14 protein-coding genes are annotated in these 14,834 nt (G+C 73.3%); 7 read left to right on the top strand and 7 right to left on the bottom strand.

The window, feature by feature from the left end; translation table 11 throughout:
- The first annotated feature begins 236 nt into the window (after positions 1-236).
- From IH80_RS0125700 to IH80_RS0125685, 4 genes are all read left to right on the top strand, one after another.
- Positions 237-1,139: an NAD-dependent protein deacetylase gene (locus IH80_RS0125700; RefSeq protein WP_030963636.1), complete on the top strand. Its 903-nt coding sequence runs from the start codon at positions 237-239 to the stop codon at positions 1,137-1,139.
- A gap of 82 nt (positions 1,140-1,221) precedes the next feature.
- A complete protein-coding gene (locus IH80_RS0125695; RefSeq protein WP_030963635.1) occupies positions 1,222-1,752 on the top strand; it encodes a GNAT family N-acetyltransferase in 531 nt (176 codons plus the stop codon).
- 125 nt (positions 1,753-1,877) lie between these two features.
- Positions 1,878-2,330, top strand: coding sequence for a VOC family protein (locus tag IH80_RS0125690; protein WP_051809922.1), 453 nt, complete (start codon positions 1,878-1,880; stop codon positions 2,328-2,330).
- Entirely contained in the window at positions 2,314-3,042 is a 729-nt protein-coding gene (locus IH80_RS0125685; RefSeq protein WP_030963632.1) for a DUF2625 family protein, read from the top strand. Before IH80_RS0125690 ends, IH80_RS0125685 begins: the two co-directional genes overlap by 17 nt.
- A 591-nt stretch (positions 3,043-3,633) precedes the next feature.
- On the opposite strand, the gene IH80_RS0125680 is transcribed toward IH80_RS0125685, so the two are convergent.
- From IH80_RS0125680 to IH80_RS41010, 3 genes are all read right to left on the bottom strand, one after another.
- Entirely contained in the window at positions 3,634-6,066 is a 2,433-nt protein-coding gene (locus tag IH80_RS0125680) for a SpoIIE family protein phosphatase (protein ID WP_030963631.1), read from the bottom strand.
- Positions 6,067-6,183: 117 nt separating this feature from the next.
- The gene (locus tag IH80_RS0125675; RefSeq protein WP_030963629.1) at positions 6,184-6,663 is read right to left on the bottom strand and encodes a hypothetical protein; all 480 of its coding nucleotides are present in this window, start codon (positions 6,661-6,663) and stop codon (positions 6,184-6,186) included.
- 88 nt (positions 6,664-6,751) lie between these two features.
- On the bottom strand, positions 6,752-7,609 hold the full coding sequence (locus tag IH80_RS41010) for a 2OG-Fe(II) oxygenase (protein WP_158943608.1): 858 nt from the start codon (positions 7,607-7,609) through the stop codon (positions 6,752-6,754).
- A 445-nt stretch (positions 7,610-8,054) separates the two neighbouring features.
- Between IH80_RS41010 and IH80_RS0125665 the strand changes: the two genes are divergently transcribed.
- Together IH80_RS0125665 and IH80_RS0125660 are read left to right on the top strand one after the other, a co-directional pair.
- The gene (locus tag IH80_RS0125665) at positions 8,055-8,702 is read left to right on the top strand and encodes a DUF4389 domain-containing protein (protein ID WP_107056899.1); all 648 of its coding nucleotides are present in this window, start codon (positions 8,055-8,057) and stop codon (positions 8,700-8,702) included.
- A gap of 132 nt (positions 8,703-8,834) precedes the next feature.
- Positions 8,835-9,215, top strand: a complete 381-nt coding sequence (locus IH80_RS0125660) for a VOC family protein (RefSeq protein ID WP_030963625.1) — start codon at positions 8,835-8,837, stop codon at positions 9,213-9,215.
- A 123-nt stretch (positions 9,216-9,338) separates the two neighbouring features.
- Here IH80_RS0125660 and IH80_RS0125655 read toward each other — a convergent pair whose 3' ends face one another.
- Complete coding sequence (locus tag IH80_RS0125655; protein ID WP_051809919.1) at positions 9,339-10,706, bottom strand: serine hydrolase domain-containing protein; 1,368 nt, start codon at positions 10,704-10,706, stop codon at positions 9,339-9,341.
- Positions 10,707-10,852: 146 nt separating this feature from the next.
- Positions 10,853-11,647: a 3-hydroxybutyrate dehydrogenase gene (locus IH80_RS0125650; RefSeq protein WP_037881103.1), complete on the bottom strand. Its 795-nt coding sequence runs from the start codon at positions 11,645-11,647 to the stop codon at positions 10,853-10,855.
- Positions 11,648-11,935: 288 nt separating this feature from the next.
- Here IH80_RS0125650 and IH80_RS0125645 point away from each other — a divergent pair, with 288 nt between their 5' ends.
- Positions 11,936-12,505, top strand: coding sequence for a hypothetical protein (locus IH80_RS0125645; protein ID WP_030963620.1), 570 nt, complete (start codon positions 11,936-11,938; stop codon positions 12,503-12,505).
- Here the strand turns inward: IH80_RS0125645 and IH80_RS0125640 are convergent.
- Together IH80_RS0125640 and IH80_RS0125635 are read right to left on the bottom strand one after the other, a co-directional pair.
- The gene (locus IH80_RS0125640) at positions 12,477-13,169 is read right to left on the bottom strand and encodes an HAD family hydrolase (protein ID WP_030963619.1); all 693 of its coding nucleotides are present in this window, start codon (positions 13,167-13,169) and stop codon (positions 12,477-12,479) included. The two genes, IH80_RS0125645 and IH80_RS0125640, sit on opposite strands and share 29 nt — an antisense overlap.
- Before the next feature lie 35 nt (positions 13,170-13,204).
- A complete protein-coding gene (locus IH80_RS0125635) occupies positions 13,205-14,602 on the bottom strand; it encodes a L,D-transpeptidase (RefSeq protein ID WP_234432383.1) in 1,398 nt (465 codons plus the stop codon).
- Positions 14,603-14,834: the final 232 nt, after the last annotated feature.

The raw sequence follows: 14,834 nt of genomic DNA, 5'->3' as shown, positions 1-14,834 counted from the left end.
GGGAGGGGCGTGGGCCGGCCACGCCTCCGACCTTGATCAACTCGCGCAAGTTACCAGCCCGTAGCCCCCTGTTCACCTTCGTCGGTCGACTTCCGGCCACGCCGCGGGCACGGGTGCGGGTCGCGCCCCGGGACGGGCGGGCGCACCCGGCAGGATCCGCCGAGCCCCGGGATCGGGATCGGCATCGGCGTTGCCATCGGGAGGTCGCAGCCGCGGCCGTTCCGTACGCTGGTCGCATGCGTACGCGCCCCACCCTGAGCTGGACACCCGCCACCGAGGACCTGCGGCCAGGCAGCACGGACCCGGAGCCGGTCGCCGACGCGCTGCGGGCCGGTGGCGTACTGGTGCTCAGCGGGGCGGGCATCTCCACGGAGTCGGGCATCCCCGACTACCGGAGCGAGGGCGGCAGCCTGCGCCGGCACACCCCGATGACCTACCAGGAGTTCACCGCGAGCGCCCGGGCCCGGCGTCGCTACTGGGCGCGCAGCCACCTCGGCTGGCGCACCTTCGGCCGCGCCAGGCCCAACGCCGGGCACCGGGCCGTCACGGCGTTCGGGCGGCACGGGCTCCTCGCCGGGGTGATCACCCAGAACGTGGACGGCCTGCACCAGGCCGCCGGCAGCGAGGACGTGGTGGAACTCCACGGGAGCCTGGACCGGGTCGTGTGCCTCTCCTGCGGCGCCTCCGGCTCACGCCGGGACCTCGCACGGCGGCTGGAAGCGGCCAATACGGGCTTCGAGCCCGTGGCCGCCCGGCTGAACCCGGACGGCGACGCCGACCTCACCGACGACCAGGTCGGCGGCTTCTCCGTGGTGCCCTGCGCGCGGTGCGGGGGTGTCCTCAAACCGGACGTCGTGTTCTTCGGCGAGACGGTGCCCGCGTCCCGGGTCGCGCGCTGCCGCGAGCTGGTCGACGGCGCGACCTCGCTGCTGGTCCTCGGCTCCTCACTGACGGTGATGTCCGGCCTGCGGTTCGTCCGGCAGGCGGCGCAGGCCGGCAAGCCCGTGCTGATCGTCAACCGGGACCCCACCCGCGGCGACCGGCACGCCGTCACCCGGGTGGCACTCCCCCTGGGGACGACCCTCACCACCCTGGCCGACCACCTGGACATCCCGGTCGACGGCAGCACCCCCGCCTGACGCCGCACCGGGGGCGTGCGGTGTCGGTGGCCCGGGAGATATTCGCTGGTCGTTGCGGGCAGATGGTGTTCATACTGCCGCCATGGATCCGGTGACGATAGAGACCGGCCGTCTACTGCTGCGACCCTTCACCTCTGCCGACACGGACGCGGTCTACGAAGCGTGCCAGGACGAAGACATCCAGTTCTACACGCCGGTGCCCGTGCCGTACCGGCGCGCTGACGCGGAGAAGCTCGTCGGTGAGACGCTGCCCACCCAGTGGGCCGAGGACAAGGACTGCACGCTCGGCGCGTTCCGCAAGGACACCGGCGCCCTGGTCGGCTCGTACTGCCTGACCCTCATCAGCCGCGGTGTCTGGGAGCTCGGCTACTGGGCGGTCAAGGAACAACGCGGCCAGGGCTTCTCGGTGGAGGCGGCACGGGCCCTGTGCGACTGGGGCTGGACCGCGCTCGACGTGCACCGCATCGAGTGGTGGGCCATGGTCGGGAACGCCGGGTCACGTGCCGTCGCCGAGAAACTCGGCTTCACCGTCGAGGGGACTCTGCGCCATCGGAGTATTGCCAACGACGGCAAGCCGCACGACTGGTGGGTGGGTGGACTGCTGAGGGCCTGATGCGCGATCGCCGACCGCCTGTACACCCTCGGCCCGGTGCCCGCTGCGCTGCTGGAGTGGACGCGAGGGGTGCGTCATCATGATCAGCGCCGTCCCAGGTGCCCGGAGAAGGAGGAGTACGCGCCATGTCCGACAGGACACCGGTCGCCGCCGCCGGAATGCTGCACCACGTCGAGATCTGGGTGCCCGACCTCGCCCGGGCCGTCGTCTCGTTCGGCTGGCTGCTCCAGGCATTGGGCTACGCGCCGTTCCAGAGCTGGAGCGACGGACGCAGCTGGCGTCTCGGAGCGACCTACCTGGTGTTCGAGCGGTCCCCGGACCTCACCTCCGACCACCACGACCGTTGCCGGCCCGGGCTGAACCACCTGGCGTTCCACGTGGAGGACCACGAGACGGTGGAACGCCTGGTCGCCGAAGGCCGCGAGCACGGCTGGAGTCTGATGTTCCCCGACCGCCACCCGCATGCCGGTGGCGAAGGCAGCTACGCCGCGTACCTGGTGAACACCGACGGCTTCGAGGTCGAACTCGTCGCCATCGACCGCCCCGGGCGAGAATGCGCGGATGCGCGAGATCGATGAGCTGATCGACGTCGAGGACCCGGCCTGGCCGCTCCTCGTCCAGGAGCTGTCCGCAACCGACGTACCGGTCGAGGTGCTGCCCGTCGACGCTGCGGCGGCTCGCGCCTGCCTGGGGCAACTGCAGGTCTCCGCCCGGTCGAACCTGGGTGGCATCGTGCTGCGTTGCGGTGGTCTGCTCGTGGACGGCGGATGGCTGCGGATCTACGGCAGCCCCGGTGACGCCGGACCCGGTGGGCTCCCCGGCCTGGCCGAGGTCAACGCGATGCCCTCGTCCTTCGATCCGGCCTGGCGGCCGGAGGCGGGTCTCGTGGTGGCGCACGACGTGCTGGGCGGTGTCTTCGCCCTCAACGGAAGAGACGCCCGCCGGTCCGGCCGGCCCGGCGAGCCGGGCGAGGTCGTCTACTTCGCCCCCGACTCCCTCGGCTGGGAGGCCCTGGGAGCCGGGCACTCGGCATGGCTGTCGTGGATCCTCGCGGGAGGGCTGCAGGAGTTCTACGAAGGCCTGCGGTGGGACGGCCGGTGCGCTGAGGTCGCCGGACTGAACGGCCGTCAGGGCCTGTCGCTCTTCCCGCCGTTGTGGTCGGCCGAGGCCCGCCGGGACCTGGCGACGACGAGCCGGCGGGCCGTGCCGATGGCGGAACTCCTCGGACTGGGCCGGGAGTCGTACCTTCGGCTCGACGGCACCGATCCGGGGTTCCTCGGAGCCGCATGACCGGGCTTCCTCGGAGCCGCATGAGCCGTGCGTGCCGTGCCGCCGGCGCCGGCGCCGGCGCCGGCCACGTGGTCGCCGCAGCGGACGGCCCGCGAGAAACCGATGCGCGGTTCCAGCGGGGATCCGGAGCCGGCCGTCTGCCGAATGCCTTCCATCGGGCCGTGCTCGCAGACCGCGCACCCCGCGAGCCCGGCATGATCGGGTCCAGCCCCGACCGGTTGCCGGTCATGGTCGCCTGGACGGGTACCACCGCGGCCGTCGCCTTCGCGCTGAGCGCGTTCACGCTCACCACCAACGCGCTCCTGACGCCGGGCCCGTCGCTCTGTGCGCTCGTCGGCGCGGTGGCCATCGTCTTCCATGCGAAGATCGCCGCCTCCGCCCGCGCCTGCCGCCGCTGCGCCCGACTCGCGGTGGCCGCCCGACCCCGCCCTCCCACGCCGTGCGGTCCGAGGGGATCATCGTTCCGTGGCCGCCTTTCACTGAGCCGCCTGCGGGGTCCCGCTGCCCGTTCCGGTACGCGAGGTGCCCCCGGAGGGCGAGACGTGGACCCCGCTCGACTCCCCGGCGGATCCCTGCCCGGTCGGGGCGGGTTCAGGTGGTCGGGGCGTGCCAGGGGATCTCGGCCCAGACCTGCTTGCCGCCGCTGAGCGGCACGGAGCCCCAGGCCGTCGCCGTCGCCTCGACGATGAGCAGGCCACGGCCGCCGGTCGACTCCCAGCTGACCGACACCGGTTTGACGGGGCTGCGCGGCGACGCGTCGTTCACGGAGATCCGCAGCCGGTCCGCCGACAGGGTCAGGTCCATCCCCACCTCGCCCTGCGTGTGCGCGATCGCGTTGGTGACCAGCTCGGACACGATCAGCAGAGCCGTGTCGATCTCCTGCACCACACCCCAGGACCGCAGCGTGCGCGCGGTGAAGCGGCGCGCGTGCAGGACGGCCTTGGGCAGGCGCCACACCGTCCAGTGGCCCCGCTTGGGCCGGCCCGCGGTGCCGTCGTAGCGCAGCAGCAGGAGTGCCACGTCGTCGTCGCGACGGCGCACGCCGGCGACCAACTCGTCGGCGACGCCCCCGACATCCTGGGGGTCGGCCTCGGCGAGGTCCTCGCACACCCGCCGCATGCCCTCCTCCAGGGGCAGCCGGGCGGACTCGACCAGGCCGTCCGTCAGCAGGACGAGCAGGGTCCCGGGGAGCAGCCCCAGTTCGGTCATGGGGAATTCGGCCTCCGCGAGCACTCCCAGGGGCGGCCCGCCCTCGACCGGCATCTCCTCGGCGACGCCGTCGGGATGGCGCAGGAGCGGCGGCAGGTGGCCCGCTCGGACGACCCTGGCGATGCCTTCCTCCATGTCGAGGTCCACGTACGTACACGTGGCGAACAGATCGGTCTCCATGCCGACGAGCAGGCGGTTGGCCCGCGCGACCACCACGTCGGGCGGGTGGCCCTCCACCGCGTAGGCCCTGACCGCCGTGCGCATCTGGCCCATGATGGTGGCGGCGCCGGCGCTGTGGCCCTGTACGTCCCCGATGACGAAGGCCACGTGGGCGTCGCCGAGCGGGATGACGTCGTACCAGTCGCCGCCGACCTCCAGTCCCGCCGTCGCGGGCAGGTAGCGGGCGACGGCGACCCCGCCCGGCAGCTCCGGGAGCTTGCGGGGCAGCAGGCTGCGCTGGAGCATGGTGGCGAGTTCGTGGCCGGCGTCCAGTGCGTGGGCGCGCACCAGTGCCTGCCCGACCAGTCCTGCGGTCGCGGTCAGCAGGGACCGCTCCTCCGGCGCGAACCCGTGTTCCTCGTCCCACCCCACGAGGCAGACCCCGACCATCCTGCCCTCGGCGGGCAGCGGCAGCACGGCGAGGCCGCCGGGCCCGACGCCGAGGAGGCCGGGTTCGAGCGCCGCGCCCGGCGGCCACAGGCTCATGTGGCCGGCCCGGAGTGCGCTCTGCAGGGTGGGCAGGTCGCCGAGTGACACGTCGGGCCACTCGGAGCGCCATTCGGCGCGCCAGGCCTCGGGCCAGGCGTCCGGCTCCGGGGGGTCGAGTGCGGTGACGATGAGCCGTTCGGGCTCCAGCTCGCCGACCGCGACCCGGGAAGCACCGAGCGGCTCGCGCAGGGCGGCGACCGCCAGCCGGCTGACCTCTCGGATGGTCGCCGCCCCCGCGAGCGTGGCCGACAACCGCTGCACGAGGGAGACCTCGTCGGCGCTGGGCCGCAGGTAGGAGGCGTCGGCGACCACGCCCAGGACGCGCTGTGGGGTGCCGTCGGGGTCCGCCTCCACCCGGCAGCGCAGCCCCAGCCAGCGCAGCTCGCCGCCCGGGCGGCGGATACGGAACGCCAGCTGCTGTCCGGCGGCGGCCAGCCGGTCCGGCTCGACGACGGCCATCAGCGCGGGCATGTCGTCCGGGACGGCGCAGGCGAGCAGGGTCTCCACCTGCCCGTCGAACTGCTCGGGGGACAGGCCGAGCAGTTCCAGCACGTGCGCGTGGGCCTCCATGCGGCCGGTGCCGAGGTCGAGGATGAAGGCGCCGCCCTGGTCGGGGACGAGGGACTGGACGAGATGTGCCTGCGGGGCCCTGCGCCCGGCGAAGCGGGCGGCGACCGACTCGAGTCCGGCGGCCACCTGGTCGGCGTACAGCTCGAGCAGGCTGCGGTCGTCGGCGCTGAAGCCCTCCCCGACGTCGCCGGCGACGACCAGGCAGCCGAGTTCCTGGTCGCCGTGTCCCAGGGGCAGGGCGCCCAGCGAGATGCGGGCCGGCGAGCTCGGCTCTCCGTCCCGGACCCGGGTGGGGAAGTGGTGGGGATCCTCCTCGATGAACGTGGCGAGTTCCTTGGGGGTCAGCCACAGCGGGCGGCCGGAGCGGAAGGCGTTGGCGGCGGGCGAATGACCGGCCACGGCGAGGATCGCGGGCAGTCCGTACAGCACGCCGCGGTTTCCGGTCAGTTCGGCCAGATGGAGTTCCCGGTCCTGGTCGGCGGCCACGTAGACGGCGGCGAGTTGAGCACCGCAGAACGCAAAGCGATGTCTGCTCACTGTCCGTGTCGCCTCCTCCCGAGACCGTCCCGCCGAACGACCGCTCTCCCTCCATGCTGTCGCCACCGGGACCGATCGGGCGAGTCGGAGGGTGCGAGCGGGCGGAAGGGGGGCCGGTCAGCGGTACAGCGTGCCGAGCGAGGCGATGAGGAGCGCAGCCGCGGCGGCGAGGGCCGGGATCCGGTGGCGGTCCCACGTGGCCAGTGCGAGCCCGCCCGCCCACGCCGCGCCGGCGAGTGCGGCGCCCCACCAGTCGGCGACCGCGGCCGCGGCGGTGAGCGGCAGCGGCGCCAGCAGGACGGTCGGCGGGACGACCGCGAGGCGGGGCGTGATGTCCAGCCTCTTGTAGACGGCCATCAGGGAGATCAGGGCGACCGTGAGGGTGAGGGGGACGGACGCCCAGTCCCACCAGGTCCAGCAGAGGCCGTCCGTCGTCGCGCACGCCCGTTCGTCGTGGCGGTCGACCCGGGCGAAGAACCACACGGCGCCGCAGGCGAGAGCCGCACCGGTGGCGGCTGCCGCGGCCGACGCGGGCAGGGCGCGACACCGCTTCGCGGGAGAGGAGTTCACGGCCTTCATGGGGTGGTCGGAGTACATGGCCCCAGCTTTCCGTCGTCGATCGCCGGGGGCCTGAGTACGCGTACTCAGGCCCCCGTGCCTCTCCGGCGCCGCGGGCGGGCCGCCGCTACGGCGTCCTGCGGGGCGTGGGGAGGGTGAGGCGGGTGGCCGGGTCGGCGGCCGGGAGGGCGATGGGGCTGGCGCCGTCGTGGTCGTGTGCGACGTCGGCGAGCGGGCGGGTGCGTTCGGCCGCGTGGGCGAGCCACGGCCAGATCCGGAAGGGGTCGCCGGACTCCGTGGCCGCGGGCCCGGTGCCGCTGATCCACGTGGTGAGGGTGAAGCGGTGGTCGGCGAAGTGGCCGCTGGGGCAGGTGGACGGGACGACCTCGTGGAACGCGCCGGCCGGGAAGAACACGATGGTGTCGTGCTCGGGCTCGATGGTGCGGTACGACTCCGCCGGCCGGGCCCCGCCGTCGGCGAGCAGGGTGTCGTAGAGCCGGAGCTGGCCGCCGCCGAAGCCGCGCGGTGTGCGGTGGAGGTAGTACACCGCGGAGAGGGCCGTACCGACGTCGCGGACCCGTGAGGCGTCGGTGTGGATGCCGTAGTGGCCCCCTTCGCCGTGCGACGTCAGGACCGTCAGGGTCTGGGTGAGGGCCGCGCGGTGACCGAGGACCTCCTGGACGAGCGGCAGGCAGTCCGCCAGGTGGGCGCTGAAGACGGAGCTGGTCACGGGGAGGACGAGGGAGCTGCGGCCCTTGTGGGAGACCTGGCCCGAGAGAGGGTCGAGGACCGTCCCCGCGTGGAAGTCGGCCTCCCGGGAGATCGCGTACGACAGCAGGGTGCCGGCGCGTTCCGCGCCGAGGAAGTTCTCGAAGCGGCAGACCGGTGCCGGTACCACGGGGGCCGTGGCCCACTGATCGGAGGGCGGCAGGGCCTGGGTGCCGATTTCCGCCGGGGTGGCCGATTCCATCGCGTATCCGCTCATGGCCCGGAACCGTACGCGCGGCGGCGGGAGCCACCGAAGGGGCACATGGGGGGCGCACGGGAGAACGGCGGACCGGCGCCATGCTCTTACGGGCGCGGGCGGGTCCGTCCTCGCGGCGCGGCGTAGCGCCGTGCGGCGCGGGGCGTACGCCGGCGCATGTGGTGCGAGCGGTCGTCTCCCGCGCATCCGGGCTCGGCGTTCGCGGCAGCCGGTGCACGACGCCGCCCGGGCCGGCGAGCAGATCCGGCTCCTCCCCGCAGCGACCCGCCCCTGCCCGAGCCGTCACCTGCCCACCCACCCCTGACCCGGCACTCCGGCGGCCCCGCCCCCGCCCGCCCTCGCGCCGGGACGCTCTGCCGGGCGCCCGGGACGGGTGGAGTGCGGGGGCCTCGGGCCGGAAGGAGGATGGAGGGGCGAGGCAACGCGATGAGGTGAGCGCATGACCATGCAGACCCCCTATCCGCCGGTCACGGTGTCGGCCAGGCTGGACGCACCCCTGTCGCGCTGGCTGTGGCTGGTCAAGTGGATCCTCGCGATCCCCCACTACGTCGTACTCGCCTTCCTGTGGCTCGCGTTCCTCGTCATCAGCGTGATCGCCTTCTTCGCGGTCCTCTTCACCGAGCGCTACCCGCGCGCACTGTTCGACTTCAACCTCGGAGTGCTCCGCTGGTCCTGGCGGGTCTCGTACTACGCGTACGGCGCCCTCGGTACCGACCGGTACCCGCCCTTCAGCCTCGGCCCCGAGCCCGACTACCCGGCCAGGCTGGACATCGCCTATCCCGAGCGGCTCTCCCGGGGCCTGGTCCTGGTGAAGTGGTGGCTCCTCGCCATCCCGCAGTACCTCGTGATCGGCATCTTCACCGGCGCCGTGCACAGCGGCATGGGGGGTGCAGGACTCATCGGGCTCCTCGCCCTGATCGCCGTCGTCACCCTGGCCTTCACCGAGAAGTACCCCCGCGACCTGTTCGACCTGGTCATCGGCCTCAACCGGTGGGTGCTCCGGGTCGCCGCCTACGCCTGCCTGATGACGGACGCGTACCCGCCGTTCCGGCTCGACATGGGCGGCGACGAGCCCCTGACCGCCGTGTACTGAGCCGGGACGGCCGTGCGGCCGCCCGCGTTCGGAGGGACGATGGACCGGTGGAGGGCGGCGTCCGGCCGCGTCGGGCGCGTCCGGCGCGTTCGGCGCGTTCGTCCGGAACCGGAGGGGGCGGAAGGAGAAACCATGCTGGGAGACAGCAAGGCATTCGGCGGTTTTTCGGTCGACAGCGTCGACACCGCGAAGGAGTTCTACGGTTCGACCCTCGGCCTGCGGGTCTCCGAGGACAACGGGTTGCTGTCCCTGCACCTCGGCGGCGGCACGGACGTCCTGCTGTACCCCAAGGAGAACCACACCCCGGCGACCTTCACCGTGCTGAACTTCCCGGTGCCCGACATCGAACGGGCCGTCGACGACCTCGGTTCGCGCGGTGTGGCCTTCGAGCGGTACGACGGCTTCCGTCAGGACGCGAAGGGCATCTGCCGCGAGGAGGGCGGCCCCCCGATCGCCTGGTTCAAGGACCCGGCCGGGAACATCCTCTCCGTGCTGGAGGAGGGCGGGCCCTAGCCGGTTCGGGACGGTGCCGGCGGGTACGGGGCCGTCGCCCTACGCTTCACGACGGACCGGACGGTCCGGCTCCCTCCGGACGAGCCGGTGGAGCGCCGCGGCGGGGACATCGGCTGCGTCGGCTCAGCGAGCGGGAACCGCCGGCGGTGCGGGGAGCGCCGGAAGGGCCGGGGACAGGGGTGCCGGGGCCTCGACGGAATCGTGCTTCGGAACCGTCGGTGCCTGCGGCGGCTTCGGTACGGTCCTGCCGCACAGGGCCTGGTCGCGGTAGTCCGTCATGGCGGCGTCGGCCGGGTGCGGGTCCAGCCCGGTGCCCGCGTCGTTGATGCGCTGATACTTCATGAGGTTGTACCCGAGGGCGAACTGCCGGGTGCCGTCCGGGCTGGACAGGGCCAGGGTGCCGGCGCCCCAGACGCCCCCGTCGTGGCCCCAGGCCGGGCCGCACGGGGTGTCCAGGGAGTAGATGCCGAGACCGTAGTGCAGGATCACCTCTCCCTGCTCGTTCCTGACCTCGTACGTGGTGCGCATCTGGTCCAGCTGGCGGCGCGGCAGGAGGTCACCGGTGAGCAGGGCCCGGTAGAAGGTGTTCAGGTCCTGCGGGGTGGAGACGAGCGCTCCCGCGGTGCCGCCCCAGGTCATGTTGTAGACGCTGTAGTCACGCGGCGGATCGATGAGCCCGTAGAAGCTCTCGTACATGCGGGCGTGCGCACCGCGGATGTGGGGATCGGTGCCGGGGAAGTAGGTGTCGCGCAGGCCTGCGCGCCGGATGACGTCCTTGGCTATGAGCCGCTCCGGGTCCTGGCCGGTCACCTTGCGCAGGATCTCGCCCAGCAGCACGTAGTTGGTGTTGGAGTAGCTCCAGTCGGTACCGGGCTCGAACCGCTGCGGCCGGGCCACGCCGTAACCGATCAGCTCGGCGGGGCGGATCGTCCGGTAGCGGTGGTCGTCCAGGCTGCCGGTGGTGCCCTGCTGCAGGGAGGGGAAGGCGTCCGCGATGTAGTCCTCGATGCCGCTCGTGTGGTTGAGGAGCATGCGTACGGTCACCTTGCGACCGCGCTCTCCGGGCAGGAGATCGGGCACGTAGTCGCCGGCCGGCCGGTCCAGGTCCACGCGGCCCTTGGCGTTCTGCTGGAGCACGGCGACGGCGGTGAACGTCTTGGTGACGCTGCCGACGCGGTGCCGCAGGTCGGCACGGACCGGGCGCCCGGTGGAGAGGTCGGCGGTTCCGGCGGCGCCGTCGAAGCGCTCGCGGCCGTCGCGGGCCGCGGAGAAGACGCCGTACACCCCCGCGTCGCGGACGGCGTCGAGCCTGGCCTGGAGCTCGGCCCGGTCGAGGCGGCGGCCGGCGGCCGCCTCGGCGGTGCGCTCCCCCGCGCCCGCGGCACTGGCAGCGGGGGCGAGACCCGCCAGCAGGGCCACGGCGACGGCGGTCGCCGAGACCGCGCGGTGCAGTCGCCGGGCGGGGCGGACGACGGGACGGGGGTGGCTCATGGCGGCTCCTCGGCGCGGGCCCTGTGGGGCCGGTGATCGGTACATCCCGATTCTTCGCGACGCGTCCGCGGCGGCACTTCCTCCGCCAGGACGAAACAGGCATCAACCTCCGGGCGTAGATGCACCTTGACGGACCGTTACATTTGTCACGTCGCCGTCCAGCCGCCGTCCAGCGGGAGGGAGGCCCCGGTGAGGTGGCCGGTGTGGGGACCGCAGAGCCAGAGGACGGCGGCAGCCACCTCCTCCGGTTCGATCAGCCGCTTGACGGCGGAGCGGCCGAGCATCACCTCGGAGACGACGCGGTCGGCGTCGAGACCGTGGGCGGCCGCCTGGGCGGCGATCTGCCGCTCCACCAGCGGTGTCCGGACGTAGCCGGGGCTGACGCAGTTGCTGGTGACCCCGTGCGGAGCGCCCTCGACGGCCGCGACCTTGCTCAGCCCTTCGAGGGCGTGCTTCGCGGTCACGTAACCCGCCTTGTACGCGCTGGCGCGCAGGCCGTGCACGCTGGAGATGTTGACGACGCGCCCCCAGCCCCGGGCGTACATGTGCGGCAGGATCCGGCGGAGCAGCAGGAACGGGGCGTGGACCATCACCCGCTGGAGGAGTTCGAACCGGTCCGGAGGGAAGTCGGTCAGCGGCGCGACGTGCTGGAGCCCGGCGTTGTTGACCAGGATGTCGACCTCGGCGGGGAGTTCCCCGACGGGTGCGGCCTGCGCCAGGTCGACGACGTGGGCCCGGCCGCCGATCGACTCGGCGACGGACGCGGCCGCCGCCGCGTCGACGTCCACCACGTGCACGTGGGCCCCGGCACCGGCGAGCGCGAGGGCGCACGCCCGCCCGATCCCGCTCCCGGCTCCGGTCACCAGGGCGGTACGGCCCGCCAGGTCGATGCCTGCGGCGGCTGCTGTCCCGTGGAAGCCGGGAGGGATGGCGCTCGTCATGGCGGGAATCATCGGCGACGCCGGTGGCCCGTTCCCATGTGCGCGGGCACCACAGTCCCGCCGCGGGGTGTGTCGGCGGGAGCCCCCTCAGGAGGGGTGCCGATGCGGGGCGCGGGCGACCAGCGAGTGCATCACCGGGAGGTGCGCGTCACGAGCGGCGGCCGGGACAGGTCTCCCACAGGGGCGCGGTTCGGCGCGGCTGCGTCGTCGGTGTCCGCCGGGATGCCGATCACGGACCCGAGGACGGCACACCACCTGCAGGAGGGCGCGTCATCTACGGTGTCTCCCATGGGCATACGAGGACTTCCCCACCGGGCCTACCGGTACGTGGGGCCCGCCGGGCCGCCGGCGCTCGTCCGGCCGGGGACCGGGGGCCGCAGCATCCGGTCGGCGGCGGATGTCGAGGCGTGGGTCTCGGCGCTGCCCGCGCGGGAGCTCGCCGAGCCGTTCACGTTCGTCGTCGACACCACCGGTGTGCTGCGGCTCGCGCCGCGGCGCAGCGAGCACGTCGTGTGCGCGGGCGGCGCAACGGTCCTGGCCGCCGGTGAGATGGGCTTCTCCCGGGCGGCGTCCGGTGCGTGGGTGGTCGCCGAGGTCAGCAACCAGTCGACCGGATACTGCCCCGACGTCGTCTCGTGGGCGGCCGTCGCGGACGCGCTGGACGCGGCCGGTACCGGGCACCCGGACGGGTACACGCACGAGGTGGTGTTCCGCCGCTGCCCCGGCTGCCAGGAGGTCGGCATCGTCCGCGAGGACGACTTCGTGTGCGTGTTCTGCGACGGGCCGCTGCCGTACCGGTGGAACGTCGACGGTGACCCGCCGCCGGTCGTTACCCCAGCAGGTCCAGGAGCGGTGTGAGGCCGTGCGGCCGCCGGTCGACCGGCAGGTGGTCGACGAAGTGGACCGGGCAGCCGAGCACCGCGGCCCCGCCGTCCGCGGTGCGGTCGTCGCCGACCATCAGCACCTCGCCGGACGGCAGGCCGAGCCGGTCGCAGGCGGTCCGGAACATCAGGGGGTCGGGCTTCTGCACGCCCAGCTCGTAGGAGAGCACGTACACGTCGACCAGCTCGTCCAGGCCGTGCTCACGGAAGACCGGCCGCAGGTCCCAGCCGATGTTGCTGACCACCGCCACCGGGACGCCCCGGCGCCGCAGCTCGCGCAGCGTCGGTTCGGTGTCCGGGTACGGCCGCCATGCGGCCGGGCTCATGTGGCGGTCGTAGAGCGCCTGCGCCAGCTCCGGCGCGGGAAGGCCAGCGGCCAGCGCCAGACCGCCGTAGGCGGCCCGGTGCTGATCGGCGCTCACGTCCCTTTCGTGCCACACGGCTTCGAGGTGCGGGGGCATCCGCCGGGGCGCGGAGCCGCCCGGCAGGGCGCCGTATTCCGTCAGCCGCCCCGCCGTCTCGTGGAACTCATCGTCGGACAGCCGGATGCCGGTCGCCGCCAGGCCCGCGCCGAGCCACTCCTCGGTCGACTCGATGCGCAGCAGCGTGCCGGAGAAGTCGAACATCAGTCCTCGGATCATGGGGTGATGGTATGCCAGCGCCGTCGGACGCCCCGTCAGGTGGTGGGGTGCAGGCGGGACGGGGTGGGCGGCGAACCGGGCGGCGCGGCGTCCACGTCGGCCAGCGCGCTGCCGGCCAGCCAGCTCCGCCAGTCCACGTTCCAGTCGCCGAAGCCGTTGTCGAAGGGGGCCATCTTCTCGCCACCGCTGTTGACCACCTCGACGATGTCCCCCTCCCGGACCGTGTCGAAGAACCAGGCGGCGTTCTCGGTGCTCATCCCCGTACAGCCGTGGCTGACGTTCTCCTCGCCCTGCGCCTCGACCGACCAGGGCGCGGCGTGGATGTACTCGCCGCTCCAGGTCACCCGGGTCGCGTAGGAGACGGGCAGGTCGTAGAACTCCTTGGTGCCGCGTTTGATGCCGACGGTGTCGCCGCGCATGCGGACCTTGGATTCCTTGCGCAGGACCACCTTGATGCCGCTGCGGGTCCTGAACCCCTCCTTGCCGGTGGTGACCGGGATGGTCCTGATCACGCGTCCGTTGCGGCGCACGGTCATCCGGTGGGTGGCGGAGTCGGTGACGGCTTCGATCCGGTCCCCGATCGTGAACTGCAGGTCCTCGGAGGGTCCGCCGTAGGCCTGGTCGCCGACCTCGACCCCGTCGAGTCCGCTGCGGACGCGGACCACCGTGTGCGCGGGCCAGTACGTACGGGGCCGGAAGTGCAGCGTCGACGCGTCGACCCAGTGCCAGGCGCCCTCGACGTTCGGCTCCGAGGTCACCTCCAGCGCCTGCTCCAGCCGGGCGCGCGCCACGGTGTCGTGGGCGGGGACCGGCCGGCTGAGGGCGGCCGTCACGATCTCCCCGGCTCCGTAGGTGCCCGGGCCCGGCCCGAATTCGACGGTCAGCCTGCCGCCGTCCGCGGGCGGCGCGGTACGGAAGGCCATGGTCACCCCGACCGGGCTGCCGGCCGCGTCCTGCGCGCCGACCTGAACGGTGTACGTCTGCCCGGCGCGCAGCGACTCGGTGTTGAGCCAGCGGTCGTTGTGCGGGCCCAGTTCACCGGCCAGGTGGCGGCCGTGTCCGTCCCGCACGGTCACGTCCGTGATGCGGCCCGGTTCGCCGAGGGCGATCTGCAGGGGCCCGCCCGCGTCGGTGGGCCGTACCTCGGCCCAGGCGGCGTCGGCGAAGGCCGGCTCCTTCAGTACGGATCCCCCTCCGCCTGCGGTGGCCCGTACCCGCTGTTCCTGCCAGCCGTCGCACAGCCCGGGCTGCAACACCCGTGCGGCGCACCGCCCTTCGCCGGCCCCGCGGGCCCCTTCGAGCACCCTCCCCACCAGCAGGGTGACCGCGGCTTCGCGCGGGCGATCCGCGGGGGTCGTGTCCGGGGAGGTCCCATCGGGCGCCCGGCCCGGCGCTGCGGCGACGACCAGCATGGCCCCCGTCACCGCAGCCACGGCGCCCCACGCCTTGGTCGGTTGTGTCCGTCGCATTCGTGGCATAGCCGTATCAAACCGATGGAGAGCCAACATGATGATCATGCGCTCGGCCCTGGGGCCGAACGGGCACCCGAAGTGAACTCGGACGGAGCACAGACCACCGCGGCCGGGACGGAACACGGCGCCACGCGGCGGGCCGGTGGTGGGAGCGGGGGTGGGAGTCGGGGCAGGAGCGGGGAAGGGGCGGGGG

It is taken from the genome of Streptomyces sp. NRRL S-378 (genome assembly GCF_000720645.1).
In the GTDB taxonomy this organism is placed as follows: Bacteria; Actinomycetota; Actinomycetes; order Streptomycetales; family Streptomycetaceae; genus Streptomyces.
This window is presented reverse-complemented; position numbering and strand designations above follow the sequence as displayed.